Here is a 22,301-nt window from a genome sequence, read left to right as displayed (position 1 = left end):
AGCGGCAGCGCGCCGACTCCAGGCTCCACACCTGCGTCACCTTGAAGCGGCGGCCGAAGCGCTCTGATGCCGGCTGCAGCGTGCCCTGCACGATCACCAGTTCATCGTCCTTGAGCAGGTTGCGGTTGGCGTTGAAGGTGGCTTCGTCCACTGAGGCTTCCAACGTGTCGGTCTTGTCGTCGAGCTTGAAGATGATCAGCTTGCCGCGGTTGCCGTTGATCACCCGCAGGTCGCTGACGATGGCCGCCAGCAGGGTCTGGTCGCGCGAATCGATCAGGTCGTCGATCTTGCGTTTGACGAACTGCCTGACCTCGGTTTCAACCTCATCAAACAGATGGCCGGACAGGTAAAAACCAATCGCGGTTTTTTCCTGCACCAGGCGTGCTTTCACGCCAAACGGCATGGCCTCGACCAAGGGCGGCTCCTGCGTACTGGCCGCATGGGAATCCATGTCGAACAGACCGCCCTGGTTGACGTTGGCTTCGGCTTGCGCGGCAAACTCGAAGGCCCGGTCCACCGACGCAAGCAGCGATGCGCGGTTCAGCTGCAGGTTGTCGAAAGCGCCGGCCTTGATCAGCGCCTCGACCGTGCGCTTGTTCATCTTGGTCTTGTCGACACGCAGGCAGAAGTCGAACAGCGAGGTGAACGGACCATCTGACTCGCGCGCCGCCACGATGGCGGCAATTGCTTGCTGGCCCGTGCCCTTGACCGCGCCCAGGCCGTAACGAATGCTGGTATTGCTGATCGGCTCGAAGCGGTAGTGGCCGCGGTTGACGTCGGGCGACTCAAAACTGACGCCCATCTTCTGCGCGTCACCGAACAAAATTTTCAGCTTGTCGGTGTCGCCCATTTCCACCGTCATGTTGGCGCAGAAGAACTCCGCCGTGTAATGGCGCTTGAGCCAGGCCGTGTGATAGGCGAGCAGCGCATAAGCGGCCGAGTGCGACTTGTTGAAGCCGTAGCCAGCAAACTTCTCCATCAAGTCAAAAACTTCGTCGGCCTTTTCCTGCGACAGACCATTGACGCCGGCGCCTTTGCGGAAAACTTCCCGCTGCGAGGCCATCTCCTTCTCGTCCTTCTTGCCCATCGCGCGGCGCAGCATGTCGGCGCCGCCCAGCGAGTAACCGCCCAGGATCTGCGCCGTCTGCATCACCTGCTCCTGGTAGACCATGATGCCGTAGGTCTCTTCCAGGATGGGCTTGACGCGCGGGTCCGGGTACTCGGGCGTCTCCTTGCCCTGCTTGCGCGCGATGTAGGTCGGGATCAGGTCCATCGGACCCGGCCGGTACAGCGCATTCATGGCGATCAGGTCTTCCAGCCGGTTCGGCCTGGCATCGCGCAGCATGCGCTGCATGCCGATACTTTCAAACTGGAACACGGCCTCTGTCTTGCCTTCGGCAAACAGCGCATAAACCCGCTGGTCGTCGAGCGGCAAGTTCTCGAATTTGAAATCCTTTTGCGCCGGATGCCGCTGGACGATGAACTCGCGCGCCAGCTCCAGGATGGTCAAGGTGGCCAGGCCCAAAAAGTCGAATTTGACCAGGCCGATGGCCTCGACGTCGTTCTTGTCGAACTGGCTCACAGCCGAGCTGCTGCCGGGCTGCAGGTAGAGCGGGCAGAAATCGGTGAGTTTGCCCGGCGCGATCAACACGCCGCCGGCATGCATGCCGACGTTGCGCGTCAGACCCTCGAGCTTGCGCGCCAGCTCCAGCAGCGTGCGCACGTCTTCTTCCTTGGCCTCGCGCTCGGCCAGCACCGGTTCGGCCTCCAGCGCATACACCATCTTGTCGTTTTTCTTGCGGTCGGCAGGCACCAGCTGCAGGGTGACGGCCTGGCCGGGCTTGTTGGGCACCAGCTTGGAGATGCCGTCGCAAAAGCCATAAGAAAAATCGAGCACCCGGCCGACGTCGCGAATCGCCGCGCGGGCGGCCATGGTTCCGAAGGTCACGATCTGGCTGACCGCGGCGTGGCCGTACTTGTCTTTCACATAGTCGATCACGCGGTCGCGGTTGGTCTGGCAGAAGTCGATGTCGAAGTCGGGCATGGACACCCGCTCCGGATTGAGGAAGCGCTCGAACAGCAGGTTGTACTGCAAGGGGTCCAGGTCGGTGATCTTCAGCGAATAAGCCACCAGCGAACCAGCGCCTGAGCCCCGGCCCGGCCCCACGGGGCAACCGTTGTTCTTGGCCCAGTTGATGAAGTCGCCCACGATCAGGAAGTAGCCCGGGAAGCCCATCTTCAGAATGGTGTTGATCTCGAACTCCAGCCGCTCCACGTACTGCGGCCGCTTCTCATCGCGAACCTTCTCGTTGGGGTACAGATGCGCGAGCCGCTCTTCCAGCCCCTGAAAGGAAGCGTAGCGGAAGTACTCGTCGGGCGACATGCGCGCGCCGTTGACCTCCGGCGTTGGATACTCGGGCAACATGGGTTTGCCAAGGTCGAGCTTGAGGTTGCAGCGTTTGGCAATTTCCAGCGTGTTCGCCAGCGCCGAAGGCAAGTCGGCAAACAGCTCGGCCATCTGCGCCGAGGACTTGAAATACTGCTCGCGCGTGAACTTGCGAACACGTCGCGCATTGCCGAGGATCTCGCCCTCGGCAATACAGACACGTGCTTCATGCGCCTCGTAGTCCTCGTAGCCCAGAAACTGCACCGGATGGGTCGCCACCACCGGCAGCTTGAGGCGGGCGGCAAGCTGCACCGCCGCCGCCACATGCTGCTCGTCGTCGGCACGCTGCGCGCGCTGCAGTTCCATGTAAAAACGGTGCGGAAACAGGCCCGCAAAATGCAGCGCACATTCCAGCGCGCGCGGGCCGTCGCCCTGCACCAGCGCCTGCCCTACCGCCCCGCCCTGCGCTCCCGACAGCGCGATCAGGCCCTCGCCAAGTTCCTGCAGCCATTCCAGGCTGATGATGGCCTGGTCGCGCACCACGCCACGGGTCCAGGCCCGTGTGATGAGCTCTGACAGGTTCAGGTAGCCCTGGCGGTTTTGCACCAGCAGCAGCAGCCTGGCCGGTGCGGCGCCGGCTTCCTTGCCCGGCACCTGCACCCACACGTCTGCACCTATCAGCGGTTTGACGCCGGCGCCCCGGGTCTCCTTGTAGAACTTGACGGTGCCAAACAGGTTGCTCAGGTCGGTGATGGCCAGGGCGGGCTGGCGGTCGGCCGCGGCAGCAGCCACGATTTCATCGATGCGGTTGGTACCGTCGACCACTGAAAATTCAGTGTGGATGCGTAAATGAACAAACATGGAAACATTCTAGGCCCCACGGTCGCTCACTTCGTGTAGCTCCCTGCCCCCTAGGGGCCGCTGCGCCTGCGGCCCGGCAAAGCCGGTTCCGCGGCCCCGGCTTGAATTAAGAGCATCCTCCTACAATTCGGGCAACATGAAAGTTCTGAATATTGCAGCCTACAAATTTGTCCAGCTGAATCAGCTGGAAGCCTTGCAGCAGGCCCTTGTCCAGACCTTGCGCCAGTTGGAACTCAAAGGCACAGTGCTGCTGGCAGAAGAGGGTATCAATCTGTTTCTGGCTGCGCCAGCGCCGTCGATTCGTGATTTTCTGGTCGGCTTGCGGCGGGACAGCCGCTTTGCCGACCTGCAGGTCAAGGAGAGCTGGTCGCACGCCCAGCCCTTTCGCAAACTGCTGGTGAAGATCAAGCCGGAAATCATCCGCATGGATCACCCGGCAATCCAGCCCGCGGCTGGCCGGGCCCCGGCGGTAAGTGCCGCGACGCTCAAGCGCTGGCTGGATGCCGGCCACGACGATGAGGGGCGCCCCGTGGTGACGCTGGATACGCGTAACGACTTCGAGGTCGATGTGGGCACCTTCCGGAATGCCATTGACTGGCGCATCACAAAATTCACCGAATTCCCGCGCTTGCTGCTGCAGCACCAGCAAGCGCTCAAAGGCAAAACCGTGGTGAGCTTCTGCACCGGTGGCATACGCTGCGAGAAGGCCGCCATTTTCATGCGCGAGGCCGGCGTCGAACACGTCTTCCAGCTCGATGGCGGCATCCTCAAATATTTCGAGGAAAGCGGCCACGCCCATTTTGAAGGAGAATGTTTTGTCTTCGACGAGCGGCGCGCGGTTGACCCGGCATTGAAACCCCGGGTCAATGTCGGGGCATTGTCTGACAGCCCGGTACCGGAAGACATGGAAAGCTGAACAGGTTTTTCGGGGCATGCCGCCCTTCTACCCTCTTTTTTGCATCGAGCCGCCATGCCCACACCCACTGCCGCCCGCCACGCCGCCGCCGGGACTTCCAGCCTGGCTCAGCGCTTTCAGCAAGTCCGTGGCCAGACCGAACGCCTGGCACAGCCCCTGAGTGCCGAGGACTGTCAGCTGCAGTCCATGCCGGACGCCAGCCCCGCCAAATGGCACCTGGCTCATGTCACCTGGTTTTTCGAAACCTTCATCCTCGAGCGCTTCGAGAAAGACTTCCAGCCCTTCGACGCCGGCTTCCGGGTGCTGTTTAACAGCTACTACAACGGCGTAGGCGCCAAACACCCGCGCCCCCAGCGCGGCATGATCAGCCGTCCGTCCCTGGAGCAGGTGCTGGCCTACCGTGCGCAGATCGACGAGCGCATGCAGAACGTCCTGGAGCGGGTACAGGCCAGCCCTGTCGGCGACGAACTGCAGCAACTGGTCACGCTGGGCCTGCAGCATGAGCAGCAACACCAGGAGCTGCTGCTGACCGACATCAAACATGCTCTCTCGTTCAACCCGGCGCGGCCGGGCTATGCGCGGCAGTGGCCGCTGGCCGGCATCAGCCCCCAGCCGCTTCAGTGGCTGGGTTTCGCCGGTGGCCTGATCGAACATGGGTTTGAGTCCGCCCTGGACGGGCAATTTGCCTTCGACAACGAGACGCCACGCCACAAGGCGTATCTCGCTCCGTTCGAAATTGGCAGCCGCCTGGTCACCAACGGCGAAATGATGGCGTTCATGGCCGATGGCGGCTACCAGCGCCCCGAGCTGTGGCTGTCCATGGGCTGGGACTGGGTGCAGGCCAGCGACGCAAGCATGCCGCTGTACTGGCAGGCGCCCGCAACACCCGGGGAGCCGCATGGCAACTTCACCCTGCAGGGCTGGGTGCAGGTGGATCCCCACACGCCGGTATGCCACCTGAGTTATTTCGAGGCCGATGCCTATGCGCGCTGGGCAGGCGCGCGCCTGCCGACGGAGTTTGAATGGGAGTTGGCCGCGCGCAGCGTGCCCAACCAGCCAGGGCTGCGGGCCGAAGGCAACTTTGTCGAAAGCAGCGCCTACCACCCGATCGCCCTGCAACACCGCAGCACCGGCCATCCGGCCCAGATGTTTGGCGATGTGTGGGAGTGGACCCAGTCCAACTACAACCCTTACCCCGGCTACAAACCCTGGGAAGGCTTGGTCGGCGAATACAACGGCAAGTTCATGTGCAACCAGTTGGTGCTGCGCGGCGGCTCGTGTGCCACGCCGCAAAACCATGTGCGCGCCAGCTACCGCAACTTTTTTCCACCGGAAGCGCAATGGCAGTTCAGCGGGTTGCGCCTGGCGCGCGATTGCGCGTGATGCTGATGCGCTGACGCTGTCCCTGTTGCAGGGGGCATCAGTCCGGAATCAGTCGGCGTTCAGGCAAGGGAATCAATTCGGCATCTCCTGGCACCTGACCCATGGCCTGCAGCTCCCAGTCGTGTGCGGCCTGCGTTATCCGCTCCTTGCGGCTGGACACAAAGTTCCACCACATGAAGCGGTGCCCGTCCAGCGCATCGCCGCCTATCACCATCAGCCGGACCGCACGAGTGGCCATAACAGCCGCCGTGGCCTTCGGCGCCAGCAAGGTCAGCGTATGTGCCTCCACCTGCTCGCCGTCAACCACCACCGGGCCATCCACGGCATACAGCGCCAGTTCCGGGGCCAGTGGCGGCAATTCGAAGACGGTACCCGCGGCCAGTTGCACGTCCAGGTAAACCGTTGTCGAGAAGGTCTTGACCGGTGAACGCAGGCCGAACGCTTCGCCAGCCAGTACCCGGACCCGTGCGCCGCCCACCAGCGCCTCGGGAATAGCGCTTGCCGGTGTGTGCACAAAGTCCGGCGCAACTTCTTCCTGCGCACGCGGCAAGGCCGCCCACAGCTGGACGCCGTGGTTGACGTATTCCCTGTCCGTCCATTCCTCGGGCGCGCGCTCCGAATGCACAATGCCGCGCCCGGCCGTCATCCAGTTGATGGCGCCGGGTTCTATGCGCTGGCTGAAACCCAGGCTGTCGCGGTGCATGATGGCGCCTTCGAACAGGTAGGTCACCGTTGCCAGGCCAATATGCGGATGCGGCCGCACATCATGCGCCGCCCCGGGGGCCACCGTGATCGGACCAAAATGGTCAAAAAACAGGAAGGGCCCGACCGATTGCCGCTGTGCGGCCGGCAGCAGGCGGCGCACGCGGAAACCGCCCCCCAGGTCCTTCTCGTGTCCGCTCAGCTTCAGTTCAACAGGCATGGCCGTGTCTCCAGAGGGTTGTTCCCAAACAGGGATCAGGCGTGAAATCTGGCGGCCACATCGGCCACGCGTTTGCCGAACAGCCTGGCCGTTTCGAGGTCGCCCGCGGCCATCTCGCTGGCCCCCGCATCGGAGGGCGATTGCGCGATTGCGCCGCTGTACGACACCAGGTAGTTGATGTCATCACGCTTTGCCGCCTTGGCATTGGACGGCATCAGGCCCTGGCTGACCCACAGCATGCCGTGCTGCATCGCCAGTGTGAACAGCGTGATGAGCGTGCCCTGCTTGTCGCCGTTCATACCCGCGCTGTTGGTGAAGCCGGCTGCCAGCTTGTCCTTCCACTCCTGGCTAAACCAGGGCTTGGACGAATCGTCGGCAAACTTCTTGAACTGCCAGCTGACGCTGCCCATGTAAGTGGGCGAACCAAAGATGATGGCGTCGGCAGCCTTGAGTTGTTCCCAGCCATCAGCCGGGAGGTTCCCATCGGCGTCAATGGCAAGCAAGGTGGCATCTGCGCCCTCGGCCACGGCCCGTGCCATGCGCTGGGTATGTCCATATCCGGAGTGGTAAACAACTACAGTGCTCGTCATGAGGTGCCTTTGGTTTTATTGAAATAAAAAAGAACAGGCCGACCTTGCGGCCGGCCTGTAGAAGCATCAGAAGCTGTCGGCCTCTGGCTCAGCTTTTGGTCTGGCCGTCCACGCTCCAAGCGCCTGGGCCCCAGGCGGCAATGGTCAACAGGCCACCCACCACGGCGATGTTCTTGAAGAAAGCCTGTTGCTGCATCATGACCTGCTCGGCAGGTACCGCCCAGAAGTTGTGGAAGATAAACGTGATGACCACGGTAAACAGCGCAATGCCCAGCGCGGCCCAGCGTGCCTGGAAACCAACCAGCAACAACAAGCCCAGACCCAGCTCAACGCCGATGGCTGCAGCCGCAGCCACTTCAGGAAGCGGCACACCCTTGGAGGCGATATAACCCGCCGTTCCGGTGAAACCGGCAATCTTGCTGAATCCCGCGGGAATAAACAGCAAGGCAATCAGCGCGCGGCCAATCAGGGAGAACGGGTTCTGGAGTGAATTGAGCATGATGAATCCTTTTTATTGAAGTGATGAAAGAAAAATAATGAACCGAAGCGCCCGGCGGTGCAAGTGCCGGGCCCTCCCGTTCAGTTTGCGAGATCGAACACCAGCACCTCGGCCGCCTGGCCATGGGACAGTTGCAGTCGGCTTTCGGCTTCCAGTTTGAACGCATCGCCTGCACTCAGAGGCTGGCCATTGACCTGGAGTTCCCCGCGCACCAGGTGCACATAGGTCTTTCGCTGCGGATTCAGTGCCATTTCAGCGGTTTCATTACCATCGAACAGGCCCGCATACAGCCTGGCATCGGCATGCACCGTCACCGAATCCATGGCCCCGTCGGGGGAGGCCACCAGCCGCAGTGTGCCGCGCTTTTCGCTTTCGGGAAAGGTCTTCTGTTCATAGCTGGGCGGTATGCCCGTCACATTGGGTTCAATCCAGATCTGCAGGAAATGCGTGGTCTGGCCTTCGGCATGGTTGAACTCGCTGTGCTGCACGCCAGTGCCGGCGCTCATACGCTGCACGTCACCGGGCGGGATGCCCTTGATGTTGCCGATGTTGTCCTGGTGCGCCAGCTCGCCGCTCAGCACATAGCTGATGATTTCCATGTCCCGGTGGCCGTGTGTGCCAAACCCGCGGCCGGCAGCAATGCGGTCTTCATTGATCACACGCAGGTTGCCAAAGCCCATGTGCGCCGGATCGTAATAGCCGGCAAACGAAAAGGAATGAAAAGACTTGAGCCAGCCGTGGTCGGCATAGCCGCGTTCGCCGGAAGATCGTTTGTTCATCATCGTGTGCTCCTTTCAGGGTGCGCTTGCAATGCCTCCAATGTAGGCGCCCGTGCGGCGTTATCCATTGCGGCTGTTTGATGGCATCATTCAAATTATTTGAACTTCGGACATGGCAATGATCAACAACCGGGTGCGCGATGCCCTGACGCCTGAAACCATAGGCCTGATTGGAACCGTGCACCGTACCGGCAGCATGGCAGCAGCGGCGCGCGAACTGGGCGTGGTTCCCAGCGCGCTGACCTACCGCATCCGGCAGGTGGAAGACGCCTTGGACGTGCTGCTGTTCGATCGCTCCTCGCGGCAGGCAAAGCTCACCGAAGCCGGCAAGGAACTGCTGCGCGAAGGCAACCGCCTGCTGGCCGAACTTGACGCGGTGGCCAACCGCGTCAAACGCGTGGCGACCGGCTGGGAGCCGGAGCTGACCCTGGCGGTGGACAGCGTGATCTCGCGCACCACCGTGATGGAGCTGTGCGAAGCTTTTTTTGCATTGAACCCGCCGACACGCCTGCGGCTTCGGGAGGAAGCCCTGTCAGGCACGCTTGAAGCCCTCACCTCGGGCCAGGCCGACCTGTCCATTGGTGTGGCGATTGAGCCGGGCATTCACAAATCGGTCCAGAGCAAGCCGCTGGGCAGCATTCATTTCATCTACGCCGTTGCGCCGCACCACCCGCTGGCCAAAGCCGCCGAACCTGTCACCGACGCGATGCTGATGCCGCACCGCGCCGTGGCGGTCGCCGATTCGGTGCAGCGCGGCAGCGGCATCACCGTTGGCCTGCTGGGCGGGCAGGACATCTTCACCGTCCCCGGTATGCAGGAAAAACTCGATGCGCAGCTGCGTGGCCTGGGCGGCGGCTTTCTGCCTGAATACCTTGCGCGGCCGCACATCGCCACGGGAAGGCTGGTGGAAAAACGCGTGCAGCGGGCCGAGCGCGTCATCCCCGTCAGCTACGCCTGGCGCCGCGTGGCCGCTGGAAGTGAAGGCCGTGCCCTGCAATGGTGGCTCAACCAGCTGGCCAAACCAGCGACAAGAAAGGCGCTGCTGGAGCGCGAACATGCGGTTTAAAAAAGCTGATGCCTGGCGCCGCACCGGCGCCAGCGTGTAGAGTGTCACCATGATTTGTATTCATCTGGATGCCGGGCTGCGAAAATGGTGCGAAGCCCGCCATGCAAAACACATGAACGCCCCTCTTCTGACCAACCGATAAAAAGTACAAGACATGACAAAAAACCCCCGCCCTGCTTCCGCTTTCGTGAAACGCCATATTGCCGTGGTGGGTGCGGGCATGGCCGGCATTGCCTGCGCACGTACGCTGATGCAGGCAGGCCACCAGGTGACGGTGTTTGAAAAAAGCCGCGGCCCCGGCGGACGTATGTCCACCCGCAACACCGAGTTCGGAGGGTTTGACCACGGTACCCAATACTTCACCGTGCGCGACACACGTTTCGAAAAAGCCCTGGCCACCAGCCCGGGCCTGGTGCGCCCCTGGAGCGCCAATACCGTGCGCATCCTCGACGAAGCAGGCCGCGTGGTGGCCGCCTCGCTGCCGCCCAAGGAAGCACACTGGGTGGCCACACCAGGCATGAACGCGCTGCTCAAGCAATGGGCCCAACCACTGGATGCGGCCGGCGCACTGATGTTGGAAACCCAGGTGATCCGGATGGAGCGCGACAAGCTGCACCCCGAGCGCTGGCAACTGCAAACGGAAGGCCCGGGCGCCAGCAGCCGGGTGTATTCCGGCTTTGATCACGTGGTGCTGGCCGTGCCGGCACCGCAGGCCCACGCCCTGCTGCTGAGTTCCCAGCAGGGCAAGGCCTTGATGCCCGTGCTGGGAGGCATCGTCATTGCCCCCTGCTGGACCTTGATGCTGGCTTTTCCGCAGGCCATGCAACCCACCTTGCCGCATCTGGGGCCGCACTGGAATGCCGCACGCAGCACCCACCACCGCATTGCCTGGCTGGCACGCGAATCATCCAAACCGGGGCGCAGCGCCATCGAACGCTGGACCGTGCAGGCCAGCCCGGAATGGTCCGAGCGCCACCTGGAAGATGACGACGAACGCGTCAAGGCCAAGCTGCTCAAGGCCTTCACCGAAGTCACCGGCATCCGGGCTCTGCCCAGCCATGCGGCCGTGCATCGCTGGCGTTATGCCCAGACTACCGAACCCTTGGGCCAATCCCATCTGTGGGACGACAAGCTGGGCGTAGGCGCCTGCGGCGATTGGTGTCTGGGCCATCGGGTCGAAGACGCCTTTATTTCCGGCCTGGAAATGGCTTTGACCATCTGCTAGCGCGGCTGGTGAGCGTCCTTCGACAACTCAGGACGAAGTGATGAACGAGGTGGCACGCGGGGAGACTCGCCCTTCACCGGCAGGGGCCGCGGAACCGGCTTCGCCGGGCCGCAGGCGCAGCGCCCCTCCCTTCTTCGTGCAAGGGGCAGCGCACCACCGAAGGCACACGCCGTGACAAACGTGGGGGCTCAATACACAGGGCGATTTGCACCCTCGCCAACTGGGCCGCTGCATGCGGGCTCTCTCGTTGCGGCACTAGCCAGCTGGCTGGACGCGCGGGCGCACGGCGGGCAGTGGCTGGTGCGCATTGAAGATATCGATACGCCGCGCTGCGTGCCCGGCGCGGACGCCGTGATTCTTCAGCAACTCGCCGCCTGCGGACTTGTGCCGGACCAGGCACCGCTTTACCAGTCGCAGCGTAGCGCCCTTTACCAGGCCGCACTGGACCAGCTCATCGCCACCCATCTCGCCTACCCTTGCGCCTGCACGCGGCAAGACATTGAGCGGGCACTGGCCGAACGTGGACAGGTGCGGTCGCGCCACGGCGAGCTGGTCTACCCCGGCACCTGCCGCCTGGGCCTGCGGGGCCGCCCTGCGCGCGCCTGGCGCTTCTTTACCGGAAATATTGAACGAAATAGGCCTCCAGCCCTTATGGGGCGTACGCAAACAGCTCCTTATTTGATAGCAAACCAGCCGCTTCACTGGCAGGATCATCGCCTCGGGCCGCAGCAACAAAACATCGAGGAAGCAGTGGGCGATTTTGTTCTCAACCGCGCCGACGGCTTGTGGGCTTACCAGCTGGCGGTGGTTGTAGATGACGGCACACAGGGCATCACCGACGTGGTTCGCGGTGAAGACCTGGCCGACAACACGGCGCGGCAGATATTGCTGCAGGGGGCCCTGGGCCTACCCTTGCCGCGTTATCTGCACACACCGCTGGTGCTGGGTGTGAACGGAGAAAAGCTCTCCAAGCAAAACGGCGCCATCGCCCTGGACACGACACAACCACTCAGGGCGCTGGACGAAGCCGGGCAGGTACTCGGTCTTCCCGCAGGCTTGTCTACGCGCGCGCCCGCTGACTGGCTGCAGCAAGCCGTGGCCCTCTGGGCCAGACGACTAAAATTGACCGGTGATTGAATCCCCCACCACCCCGCCGCCCACCCCGCCAGAAGGCGCCTCCCCTGACGCCAGCCACCTGCGTACCATTCGCAGTTTTGTCCTGCGTACCGGCCGCACCACCGCCGGCCAGGCCAGGGCCTTTGCTGACGCGGGGCCGAAGTTTTTGCTGCCATATTCGGCAGCGCCGCTCGACGTCGAAAGCGCCTTCGGACGCGTCGCACCGACGATTTTGGAGATCGGCTTCGGCATGGGCGAAGCCACCGCACAGATTGCTGCCTTGCTGCCGGAGAAAAACTTCCTCTGCTGCGAGGTTCACACGCCCGGCGTTGGCGCACTGCTCAAGCGCATCACCGAGCAAGGGCTGGACAACATCCGCATCCTGCAGCACGACGCGGTGCAGGTGCTGGACCACATGCTGCCGCCCGGCAGCATGGACGGCGTGCACATCTTTTTTCCCGATCCCTGGCACAAGAAAAAGCACAACAAACGCCGGCTGATCCAGGGGCCACTGGTGTCCAAACTGGCGGCCCGCCTGAAACCCGGCGGCTACCTGCATTGCGCTACCGACTGGCAACCGTATGCCGAGCAGATTCTGGAGGTTCTTCGTGCCGAGCCGCTGCTGAAAAACACGGCCGTCAGCCACGACGGATATGCCACCAAGCCCGACTACCGTCCATTGACCAAATTTGAAAACCGCGGCATCAAGCTCGGGCACGGTGTCTGGGACGTGGTGTTCGAACGCGTGTGAGAGCCAAGCCCCCGCTCGGCGGATTGCCCACGCGCGAAGGTGTCAGCCCGAGTTGCGTCAGCCTGCCTGCCGGCACCTGGCTCACAATCACTGATTTCCTCGTTCAGCGTTTCCCCGCCATTTCACGCGAGCTCTGGCTCACGCGAATGGCAAATGACGAAGTGATCGACGAATTTGGCGAGCGCGTCACCGCGGCGCGGCCTTACCGCGGGCACATGCGGCTGTATTACTACCGCAGCTTGCCAGCGGAGACCCTCATCCCTTTTGACGAAGAGCTGCTGTTCCAGGACGACCATCTGGTCGTGGTCGACAAACCGCATTTTCTGCCGGTCACACCCTCGGGCCACTACCTGCAGGAAACCCTGCTGGTGCGCCTGAAAAACCGGCTAGGCATTCCAGGGCTCAGCCCCCTCCACCGCATTGACCGCGAAACCGCCGGGCTGGTTGTATTTTCTGTGCGGCCGCAGGAACGGGCTGCCTACCAGGACCTGTTTCGCCAGCGCACCGTGGACAAGCGGTATGAAGCGATTGCGCCTTGGCGCGCCGAACTCACCTTTCCGCGTGTGCGCCGCAGCCGCATTGCCGAAGGTCAGCCGTTTTTTCGACAGGCCGAGGTGGACGGGCCGCCCAACAGTGAAACGCTGATCGAACTGCTGGAAACACGCGGGCCGCTGGCGCGTTACGGCCTGAGCCCGATCACCGGCAAGAAACACCAGCTGCGCGTGCACATGTTCTCGCTGGGCCTGCCCATCATGAATGACCGGGTGTATCCACCGCTGGACCCAACGCCTGAGGACGACTACCGCTACCCCTTGCAGCTGCTGGCCCAAAGCATCGCCTTTGACGACCCCTTCACCGGCGAGCGCCGGCAGTTCAGCAGCAAGCGGCGATTGACGTTGCCCTGAGCAGGAGCCGGCCCCCCCGGACGTTGTCCCCATCAAAGCGAGCGACGGCGGGGGCTCTTCAGTTCAAGCCGGGGCCGCGGGTCCGGCTTTGCCGGCCCGCAGGCGCAGCGGCCCCCTCGGGGGGCAGGGAGTTACGCGAAGCGAACGACCGTGGGGGCTAAACCTCTTTCGCCGTGATCTGGTACTTGAAATCATCCGGCGAATAAGAGTCAAAACGGCCTGCCGAGTTTTCGCCCACCGGGTACATGAAAAAGCCCAGCTTCTCCAGCTTCGAATTCGACAACGCGATGTCGTGCGCGGTGTTGTAGGCCATCCAGTTGCCTTCCCAGCCGCCGAACAGCGCTTTGTTCACGGGTGCGACCACCGGGTCGGTGGTGTTCTTGATCCAGTCGGCCGTTTCCAGGCGCATGACCTTGGCCACATCGGCCGGGTCCATGGCCACCCAGCCATAACCCTTGAGGAAAACTTCCGAGCGGCAGTGCTGCGCGCCCTTGAGGCTGGCCGGGTTGCCACTGAGCTCTTTGTAGCCAAAGGCTGAAGGCACCAGGCGAATGCCATACACGTCGCGCGCCGGAATGCCAACAGAGCGGCACAGGCCAACGAAGAGCGCATTCAGGTCGGCGCACTTGCCGCCCAGGTTGCCGGTCTCCAGCATGGTCTTGATGTCGCCTTCGCCGCAGCCGCGCACCTTGGGGTCGCGGTAAGTGTTGGCCACGATCCAGTCGTAGATTTTTCGTGTTTTCTCGACGTCGGTTTTTGCGTTGCCGATGGCTTGCTGCGCCGTGGTGCGGACGATGCCATCGGTGGGCAGGAATTTGGTCGGACGCGTGAAATAACGCAGGGTATCTGCGTCTTCCCGCACCGCGGTTTTGTGCGCCCAGTCGATGGCGCGACCCTGGGTCTGCACCCGACTCGTGAGCTCTACAAAAGGCTGGGCCAGGCCTGCAGGAAACTCGACGTACAGCATCTTGGCGCCGTCCACGCCGTCGTCGGTCAGGTTAGTAGCGCCATTGCTCGAAAAGCTGTTGCCCTGCGAATGCTGGTAGTCGCTGTTGACCGAGGGAATGGGCAACCAGACCTTGGTCACGCCTTCAGGCTTGACGATGTCAACACGCGTGGTCACGTCAAAGGTGCGCCAGGCACCGCTTTGCGGCGCAAAGTTGCGGCGCGAGGGTGCTTGCGCAAAATTGATCGCGGGAAAGGCGCCGGCCAAAGCAGCGGCAGCGGTGTTTTTCAGGAAAGTACGGCGTACGGTGGTCATCAAAAGAGCTCCGGGTGAAGGGTGGGTAGACGTGACCGGTACATGTAAAGGTGCCCCGGGATGTCCATGCGGGAGGGCAAAAAATGCCCGGGCCGCGGCGCAATTATCCCTGCTTTCACCGGATGCCGGCCGGCGCCGTCAATGCGCCGGCATACGCGGTTAAGCGTCGGTTATATTTATCCGGCAGCCTTGCGCCGTTCGCAGGTCGGGCTGCATGCTCCCACGACAAGCAATACAACAAGCCGGAGAAGATCGCATGGGCGGATCGGGCATACAACGGGCGGAGCCTCAGGGCATACGGATTCGCGAGTCCGGCGGCGGAAAAATCGCGGCCGTGGGCAAAACAGTTTTGTCCCGGCTGGACGCGCTGGAGCTGGAACACTGCGTGCGCAGCTCCGAGAGCATTGATAGCGCCGGCAGCTACATGCAATTCAGCATCGATCCGGCGCACGCACAGCGCTGGGCACCGGGCTATGACACTCTTGCGCTAAGCAGCACATTGCAACTTGGCAGCCTACCCTCTTCCGCGGCCCTGACGCGCGAGATCGTGGTGGCCATGTTGATGGGTCCGGTCGCTTTCGAGTTTCCATCCATCAACGAACTGGTGTCGGCGGTGCGTATCCGCCACAACATTGCGCGGGCTGCCAGCAAGACGACACTCGCCTTCCACACCAGTCAGGCGGAAAGACCCGAAGACTGCTGGACCTATAGGGAAGACGCCGGCTTTGTCATCCGGTCCGGTGTTTCGCTGATCACCGCCCTTGCCAAGGCAACGCAACCCGAGGTTTCCGGGGCTTTGTATTCGTTCTCCTGCTACCGCGCCACGGAATACGTCATCCTGCTGGGGATTGCCGAAGAACTGGCAAGCTGCAACCCAGCCCTGCTTGGGCAACTGCAGGCCTTCTGGAATGAGCGGCCCATCATGTCAGGCCAGTTTCACGATGTTTTCCTGCGGGAACAGGGCTCTATGGAAGAACCCTTGCCTCCCCGCTATTTCGTGCCGGGCGACAGGACCTGGTTTCGCAACCCCCACGAGCCGTCGGCCGATGCATCGGGTTATGAAGGCTCCTGGGTTATTTATTTGGGCGGCGGGTTGTTCAGCAATTTCTGGAAACGCGAGCAGCCCTTTACCCTGACCGACAAATGCCTGGAGATTTACCACTGGCGCAACGCGATCTACCTGGACGCCAACGGCGACAAGCGCATCAACGAGGAAAAAGTTGAGGCGCTGGTCACTGCCGCACGCCAGGAGGCCTCCGAGGTCGAGCGAATACTCGCGGTCATGCTGCGTTACCGCGAACCGCGTGGCGTGTACCGCCATGGTGGCTGCCTGGACACCACGCGTGAATTTGCGCGCTGGGTCTGCCCTGGAACGGCTGATCTCATCCTGCCGAAGGAATAAGGCCCCCACGCTCGGCACTTCGTGTCCTCGCTGCCCCCCGAGGGGGCGCTGCGCCTGCGGACTGGCAAAGCCAGATCCGCGGCCCTGGCTGGTCCGGAAAAGATCCCACGGTCGCTCACCTAACCAAGGTCGGTTCGCCTGGTAGGCTGAATCGCGGCGATGGGCGGCCGAGTGACAGTGAATTTCAGTGATTCAGCCTACTACTGCCTGAGCAAGGCCTCGATCCACCGCGCGGCTTCGGCGCCGGTCCAGTCAACCTCACCCTGCACCCGCTGGCGCGGCCGCCCCTGACGGTCCACCAGCATTGTGGAAGGAAACACCTTGACTCCCCAGGCGCGCGCGGCCTGACCTTGGGGGTCCAGCAGAATGGGCAGGCTCAAACCCGTGCTGGCCGCAAACTGGATGGCACGCGCCGGATGTTCCTTGAAATTGATGGCCAGCACCAGCAGCTTGTCGGCACCGTACAGGTCCGCAACTTGCTGCAGCGTGGGCATTTCTGCGCGGCAGGGTTCGCACCAGCTGGCCCAGAAATTGAGCAACACGGCGCGGCCTTTGAGGTCATCAAGCCGCCAGGTTTTGCCGTGGGTATCCACTGCCTGCAGCGGTGGCACGGTGCCCTGCCAGGGTGACAAGGTGTAGGCAGCCTCGTTGGCAGCCAAGGCTTCCAGCCCCAGCGATGTGCCGGCAGCCAAGGCGGCGTTCTGCAAAAAAAGGCGCCGGGACGCCAGGGGATGTAAGAAAGAGGCCATGGATGCGACCAAGCTTAGCAGGGCAGAATGAACCTCGCGACGCACGGGGGCATCCGGAAATTTCTGGCGCAAGCCAAAAAATCAAGCGCAGCTCCCCCAAGGTGTGCAAAGAGAAACTGTCCTACAAACGCAGGCAAGCCACTGAAGTAAATTGACGAACCACATGCAGCTTCTGCTGAACCGATTTTGAACGCTCCTCTCAAACGACCCAAGCTCGATCTCGCCCCTGCGTCACCGCAGTTCATCAACTGCTACCAGGCGTCCGCGCAAAGCCCGGCGCCCGATGCGGCGCGCGAACTGGCCGAAGGCCTGAACGCCGTGGCCGCTAGCGTGCCGCCCAAGTATTTTTACGATGCGCTCGGCTCCCAGCTGTTTGAAACCATTACCCAGCTCGACGAGTATTACCCGACACGCACCGAGGCCAGCATTTTCGACGCGGCCTACCAAAGCATTGCTGCGACGGTAGCCGGTGCCGGCATCAAACAGCCCTGCCTGATTGATCTGGGCGCCGGCAACTGCGCCAAAGCTGCGAAGCTGATTCCCCACCTGAAGCCGAAGCAGTATGTGCCGGTCGATATCTCGGTGGACTTCCTGCGCGATGCTGCCGAGGAGATGCAAACCACTTTTCCCGCCCTGGATATTCTGGGGATAGGCATGGACTTTTCCGCCGGGCTGGCTTTACCGCCGCAGGTTCAACGCCGCGACCGGGTCTTCTTCTACCCGGGTTCCAGCCTGGGAAATTTCTCACCCGGCCAGGCCCTGTCTTTTTTGCAGCAGATGGTCGACCCGGTGCAAGGCGCTGCACGCGGCCTGCTGCTGGGCATCGACCTCGTGAAAGACAAGGCCACCCTCGAAGCGGCCTATGACGATGCGCTGGGCGTGACCGCGGCCTTCAACAAAAACCTGCTGCGCCACGTCAACACACTGCTGGGCAGCGACTTCGATGTGCGCCAGTGGCGCCACCTGGCACTTTTCAACGAAGCGGAGTCCCGCATCGAGATGCACCTGCAGGCCCAGCGCAACCTGATGGTGCACTGGCCCGGAGGTGAACGGGCTTTCCGCGGCGGCGAACGCATCCATACCGAAAATTCCTGCAAATACACGGTGGCGTCCATGACGGCGCTGCTGCGGCGCGCCGGCTTCACGCAGATCAGTTACTGGACCGATCCGAAAGACTGGTTTGCGGTGTTCTGGGCTTCGGTTTAGCAGTCTTTTTCTGCCGTTCAGGCTGGGCCCGTCAGAGCCTTCTTTGGCTTCAACGTTTGTGGTTGGCAGGCAAGCCCCGGCTTGACGGCACATCACAGCAATCAGAACAACACCAGCAGTCAGCAGCCCGAATTTTTGAACGAAATCGGCCTCCAGCCCTTATTCACCGGTCGCAAGCGGCTATCAAACAGATAGCAAACTACGCATCTTATTCAACCCGCGAAATCGCCGCCGGTTTGAAGCCCAGATCGGCCGCTTTGCCCTATCATCGGCGGGCGGCTCGGCATTTTTCAGGCTGCGGATCTCCAGCGTTTCGCGAAGCTGCCGCCGTACACGTCACCCTCACCTCACCACTACCCTGCTCCCTGCTGTCATTCCGGCGAAAGCCGGAATCCATCCCGGTCCCGACTGCGATCGCAGTCGGCTGCAACGTTTCTCGCAAAAGTTACAGTCCTGATGAGGAGTATCAGAAAAGACTTGAGGCGGAAAAGAAACCCGCAGTAAGATTCGCTTCTGTCTTGACCCACTACCGGAGGTGCCCATGGAAAGCGACATTCAAACCCCGCCCCTAGCACTCATCCGGCTTGTTGCGTCACCCACCGCGCTGTAGTTCACACCGCAACACGCAGACCCCCAAGCCGCCTTGAGTTCCTAACCGCCACCGCGCAAGCGCTGACGCGGTTCCTGTGTTCTCGTTCATCAAGGCACCCATGTTTCATACCCCCAGAATGCCGGCCGGCATCGAGATCCGGCTTTTCGATCCCCTAACTGCTTCGCGCCGAGAATGGGCGCAACTGCATGCCTACCGGCGCACCCGCCACCAGGAAGACCACCCCGGCGAGCAGTTGCCGCCCGAAGCCGACTTCGAGCATGAACTGATGCAGCGGCATCCGCTGTTCGAGGCGCGCCGGCTCATGGTCGTTCGCGATGGTGTCTACGTCGGCAACCTGCTGCTGGGGTTTCGCCGCGACGGCTCCCTCGGCTGCGAAGACCACGCAGCCTTCGTCGACGCCGGCGGCGGCGTGCTGGGCGGCCTGCGGCGTCTGGGCATCGGCACAGCATTGCTGGCCGCGCTGCATGCCTTCATGCAGGACAGCGGTCGGACAGTGGCGACACTGAAGATTCACAGACCTGAGGGACACGCCTTCATGTCCGCCATCGGTGCACGGAAGAGATACAGCAGCGTCGAAAATCGTCTTGCGATGGAGGGGCTGAACTGGGTGGAGCTTGCCCAATGGCAGGCTCACGTCGCTGCATCAGCAAATGGACTGCGATGGGAGACGCATGCGGGCCGTGTGCCGTTCGACCGCCTGGCGGGGCTCATGGAGCCGCTCTCAGTGCTGATCAACGAGCAGCCGCTGGGTTCACTGGAAATCCCCCGGATTCGCTACGAGCTGCAGGGCTATGAAAGCTGGTACGCGGCGATGGATCGGCGTGGGGGCGATCATTTCCTCGTCATGCTGCTACATGGCGATGACGTGGCAGCTGTGTGCGACGCAAGCTGGGACGCCCGCTTTGCGGATCGGGTCTATCAACAGTTGACGGCCGTGGCTCGCGCCTGGCGCGGCAAGGGGCTGGCCAAGGGTGTCAAGGCGGCCATGTTCGATCTGGTTCGCAGGCTGCATCCTGACGTCCGCACCGTTGTCACCAACAACGCCAATACCAACGTCGCCATGCTGTCGATCAACCAGCGACTAGGTTTCACCATGCACCGTCAGGACGCGACCTACCAGATCAGCGTCGATGCCTTGCGGCGCCGGCTATCCGCTCCCCAGCAGACCTCGGGAGATTTATAGGGAACGGCCCTTCTTCGATTGCGCGGCAAAACTATTCCACCCGCGATACCGCCGAAGGCTTGAACCCCAGATCCGCCGCCTTCCCCTTGCGCGCACGCGCAGCACGGGCGTTGTTCAGGCTGCGGATCTCCAGTGTTTCCTCGCGCACCTTGCCGCCGCGGCCAATGCCTTCGACCTTCACGCTGCGGGTGTAGGCCGCCGCGCCGGCCAGGGTGTCCTTGGCATCCAGGTCGATCAGCATCAGGCCGCGGCCGCCGGCCGGCTGGGTCTTGAGTTCGCTGATCTCGAAGGTCAGAATGCGGCCGCCGGTCGACGCGCAGGCCACATGCGTGGCCGGGTTCAGGGGCGCCGCGCCGCTGCTGCCAGAGACATGCGAGGGCTTGCAGATCGCTTCGCCTTCACCGCAGCTGATGAAGGCCTTGCCTGCTTTCAGGCGCGTCGTCATGTTCTCCACCGTGGCCAGGAAGCCGTAACCACCGCTGCCGCTGAGCAGCAGCGTGGCGCTCGCCGGTCCGGCAAAATAATGCGCCGGGTGCGTCCCGCTTTCAAGCTCGATCAGCGTGGTCACCGGCTGACCGTCGCCGCGTGCGCCGGGCAGCATGGCCACCGGAATCGAATACACCCGGCCCGTGCCCTTGGCCGCGGTGCCAAACACCAGCAGGCTGTCCACCGTGCGGCATTCGAAGGTGCCATACAGGCCATCTCCCGACTTGAAGGCGAAGCTGGCCGCGTCATGGCCGTGGCCACTGCGTGCACGTACCCAGCCCTTGGCACTGATCACCACGGTCACCGGCTCGTCGATCACCTTGACTTCGAGCACGGCTTTTTTGTCGGCCTGGATCAGCGTGCGGCGCGGGTCGGCAAATTGTTTGGCATCGGCCTCGATTTCCTTGATCATCAGGCGACGCAAAGCTGCCGGGCTGCCAAGAATTTCCTCGAGCTTGCCCTGCTCTTCGCGCAATGTCTTGAGCTCCTGCTCGATCTTGATGGCTTCCAGCCGCGCCAGCTGGCGCAGGCGGATGTCAAGGATGTCATCGGCCTGGATTTCTGTGAGCTTGAAGCGCTCGATCAGCGCCGCTTTGGGTTCGTCCGACTGACGGATGATGGCGATCACTTCATCGATGTTGAGCAGCACCAGTTGCCGACCTTCAAGGATATGGATCCGGGCCAGCACCTTGTCCAGGCGGAACTGCGAACGGCGCTGCACCGTGGTCTGGCGGAACTCGATCCATTCGAGCAACATCTGGCGCAGTGACTTTTGCGTGGGCCGTCCGTCCAGCCCCACCATGGTGAGGTTGATGGAAGAGGAGCTTTCCAGGCTGGTATGGGCCAGCAGGGTGTGGATCAGCTCGTTCTGCGCTATCTTGCTGGTCTTGGGCTCGAACACCAGGCGCACAGCGGCATCCTTGCTCGACTCGTCGCGTACCACGTCCAGCACCGACAGCACGGTCTGCTTGAGCTGCACCTGCTCCTGGCTCAGCGCTTTCTTGCCGGTGCGGATCTTCGGGTTGGTCAGCTCCTCGATCTCCTCCAGTACTTTTTGCGTGCTGACACCGGGCGAGAGCTCGTTGACGACGAGCTGCCACTGGCCGCGCGCCAGGTCTTCGATCTTCCAGCGGGCGCGCACCTTGAGGGAGCCGCGGCCGGTGTTGTAGGCGGCAGCGATTTCTGCGGCGCTGGAGATGATCTGGCCGCCGCCGGGATAGTCAGGGCCGGCCACCATCGCGTAAAGCTCGTCGTCTGCCAGCTTGGGCGTCTTGATGAGCGCGACGCAGGCACCGGCGATTTCACGCAGGTTGTGGCTGGGGATTTCCGTCGCCAGGCCGACAGCGATGCCGCTGGCGCCGTTGAGCAAGGCAAACGGCAGGCGGGCCGGCAACAGCTTGGGCTCCTCCGTTGTGCCGTCATAGTTCGGCATGAAATTGACGGTACCTTCGTCGAGCTCGTCGAGCAGGAGGCGCGCAATCGGGCTCAGGCGCGCTTCGGTATAACGCATCGCGGCCGCGCCGTCGCCATCCCGGCTGCCGAAGTTGCCCTGGCCGTCAATCAGCGGGTAGCGCAGGCTGAAATCCTGCGCCATGCGCACAAGCGCGTCATAGGCAGCGGTATCGCCATGCGGGTGGAAATTGCCCAGCACGTCACCGACCACCTTCGCGCTCTTGCGCGCCTTGGGACCCGAGGGCGCGGCGTTAGTGAACGACAGGCCCATGCGGTGCATCGCGTACAGGATGCGGCGTTGCACTGGTTTTTGGCCGTCGCACACATCGGGCAGAGCCCGGCCTTTGACCACACTCAGCGCGTATTCAAGGTAGGCACGCTGGGCATAAGCGGCCAGCGATTCCTGGTCGGGCAATTCGGGGCTGGCGAGCGGGTCAGGTGTAAAAAGATCGTCCATCGGGTTCAAACGGCAAAAGTATCAGAAGGGAGAAGGAGAAAGGAGGAAATTTGGCCTGGCCGCCTGTCCGGCGGACCGTCGCAGGGGATTATG

The 22,301-nt window shown here is 62.6% G+C and carries 18 protein-coding genes; 10 read left to right on the top strand and 8 right to left on the bottom strand.

All coding sequences use genetic code 11. The features are described from left to right. On the bottom strand, positions 1 to 3,247 hold a 3,247-nt coding region (gene dnaE, locus ABI660_RS12350; RefSeq protein WP_348068376.1), incomplete at its 3' end, for a DNA polymerase III subunit alpha. A 136-nt stretch (positions 3,248 to 3,383) separates the two neighbouring features. Between dnaE and ABI660_RS12345 the strand changes: the two genes are divergently transcribed. Both ABI660_RS12345 and egtB read left to right on the top strand, forming a co-directional pair. Then, the gene (locus ABI660_RS12345; protein WP_348068374.1) at positions 3,384 to 4,163 is read left to right on the top strand and encodes a sulfurtransferase; all 780 of its coding nucleotides are present in this window, start codon (positions 3,384 to 3,386) and stop codon (positions 4,161 to 4,163) included. 54 nt (positions 4,164 to 4,217) lie between these two features. After that, on the top strand, positions 4,218 to 5,546 hold the full coding sequence (gene egtB / locus ABI660_RS12340; protein WP_348068372.1) for an ergothioneine biosynthesis protein EgtB: 1,329 nt from the start codon (positions 4,218 to 4,220) through the stop codon (positions 5,544 to 5,546). Positions 5,547 to 5,583: 37 nt separating this feature from the next. Here egtB and ABI660_RS12335 read toward each other — a convergent pair whose 3' ends face one another. From ABI660_RS12335 to ABI660_RS12320, 4 genes are all read right to left on the bottom strand, one after another. Continuing rightward, entirely contained in the window at positions 5,584 to 6,468 is an 885-nt protein-coding gene (locus tag ABI660_RS12335; RefSeq protein WP_348068370.1) for a pirin family protein, read from the bottom strand. Positions 6,469 to 6,503: 35 nt separating this feature from the next. Continuing rightward, on the bottom strand, positions 6,504 to 7,058 hold the full coding sequence (locus ABI660_RS12330; RefSeq protein ID WP_348068368.1) for a flavodoxin family protein: 555 nt from the start codon (positions 7,056 to 7,058) through the stop codon (positions 6,504 to 6,506). 88 nt (positions 7,059 to 7,146) lie between these two features. After that, on the bottom strand, positions 7,147 to 7,557 hold the full coding sequence (locus ABI660_RS12325) for a DoxX family protein (protein ID WP_348068366.1): 411 nt from the start codon (positions 7,555 to 7,557) through the stop codon (positions 7,147 to 7,149). 80 nt (positions 7,558 to 7,637) lie between these two features. Then, positions 7,638 to 8,339, bottom strand: a complete 702-nt coding sequence (locus tag ABI660_RS12320; RefSeq protein WP_348068364.1) for a pirin family protein — start codon at positions 8,337 to 8,339, stop codon at positions 7,638 to 7,640. Between the two features lie 109 nt (positions 8,340 to 8,448). On the opposite strand from ABI660_RS12320, the gene ABI660_RS12315 reads away from it, so the two are divergent. From ABI660_RS12315 to ABI660_RS12295, 5 genes are all read left to right on the top strand, one after another. Further along, a complete protein-coding gene (locus ABI660_RS12315; protein WP_348068362.1) occupies positions 8,449 to 9,402 on the top strand; it encodes a LysR family transcriptional regulator in 954 nt (317 codons plus the stop codon). Between the two features lie 154 nt (positions 9,403 to 9,556). Then, positions 9,557 to 10,627 carry an FAD-dependent oxidoreductase gene (locus tag ABI660_RS12310; protein WP_348068360.1) on the top strand — a complete coding sequence of 357 codons (1,071 nt, stop codon included), beginning with the start codon at positions 9,557 to 9,559 and terminating at the stop codon, positions 10,625 to 10,627. Positions 10,628 to 10,807: 180 nt separating this feature from the next. Then, positions 10,808 to 11,764 carry a tRNA glutamyl-Q(34) synthetase GluQRS gene (gene gluQRS, locus ABI660_RS12305; RefSeq protein WP_348068378.1) on the top strand — a complete coding sequence of 319 codons (957 nt, stop codon included), beginning with the start codon at positions 10,808 to 10,810 and terminating at the stop codon, positions 11,762 to 11,764. Continuing rightward, entirely contained in the window at positions 11,757 to 12,494 is a 738-nt protein-coding gene (gene trmB / locus ABI660_RS12300) for a tRNA (guanosine(46)-N7)-methyltransferase TrmB (RefSeq protein WP_348068358.1), read from the top strand. The genes gluQRS and trmB overlap by 8 nt, the downstream gene beginning before the upstream one ends. Beyond that, a complete protein-coding gene (locus ABI660_RS12295) occupies positions 12,491 to 13,399 on the top strand; it encodes a pseudouridine synthase (protein ID WP_348068356.1) in 909 nt (302 codons plus the stop codon). Before trmB ends, ABI660_RS12295 begins: the two co-directional genes overlap by 4 nt. A 157-nt stretch (positions 13,400 to 13,556) precedes the next feature. On the opposite strand, the gene ABI660_RS12290 is transcribed toward ABI660_RS12295, so the two are convergent. Next, entirely contained in the window at positions 13,557 to 14,660 is a 1,104-nt protein-coding gene (locus ABI660_RS12290) for a transglutaminase domain-containing protein (protein ID WP_348068354.1), read from the bottom strand. Positions 14,661 to 14,874: 214 nt separating this feature from the next. Here ABI660_RS12290 and ABI660_RS12285 point away from each other — a divergent pair, with 214 nt between their 5' ends. Then, on the top strand, positions 14,875 to 16,062 hold the full coding sequence (locus tag ABI660_RS12285) for a hypothetical protein (protein WP_348068352.1): 1,188 nt from the start codon (positions 14,875 to 14,877) through the stop codon (positions 16,060 to 16,062). Between the two features lie 200 nt (positions 16,063 to 16,262). Here the strand turns inward: ABI660_RS12285 and ABI660_RS12280 are convergent, their stop codons facing one another. Next, on the bottom strand, positions 16,263 to 16,754 hold the full coding sequence (locus tag ABI660_RS12280; RefSeq protein ID WP_348068350.1) for a TlpA disulfide reductase family protein: 492 nt from the start codon (positions 16,752 to 16,754) through the stop codon (positions 16,263 to 16,265). A gap of 243 nt (positions 16,755 to 16,997) precedes the next feature. Here ABI660_RS12280 and egtD point away from each other — a divergent pair, with 243 nt between their 5' ends. Together egtD and ABI660_RS12270 are read left to right on the top strand one after the other, a co-directional pair. Then, positions 16,998 to 18,017 carry an L-histidine N(alpha)-methyltransferase gene (gene egtD, locus ABI660_RS12275; protein ID WP_348068348.1) on the top strand — a complete coding sequence of 340 codons (1,020 nt, stop codon included), beginning with the start codon at positions 16,998 to 17,000 and terminating at the stop codon, positions 18,015 to 18,017. A gap of 710 nt (positions 18,018 to 18,727) precedes the next feature. Continuing rightward, positions 18,728 to 19,813: an N-acetyltransferase gene (locus ABI660_RS12270; protein ID WP_348068346.1), complete on the top strand. Its 1,086-nt coding sequence runs from the start codon at positions 18,728 to 18,730 to the stop codon at positions 19,811 to 19,813. 31 nt (positions 19,814 to 19,844) lie between these two features. On the opposite strand, the gene parC is transcribed toward ABI660_RS12270, so the two are convergent. Beyond that, positions 19,845 to 22,208, bottom strand: a complete 2,364-nt coding sequence (parC, locus tag ABI660_RS12265; RefSeq protein ID WP_348068344.1) for a DNA topoisomerase IV subunit A — start codon at positions 22,206 to 22,208, stop codon at positions 19,845 to 19,847. Positions 22,209 to 22,301: the final 93 nt, after the last annotated feature.

The organism is Polaromonas sp. (assembly GCF_039930745.1).
Lineage (GTDB): Bacteria > Pseudomonadota > Gammaproteobacteria > Burkholderiales > Burkholderiaceae_C > Polaromonas.
This window is presented reverse-complemented; position numbering and strand designations above follow the sequence as displayed.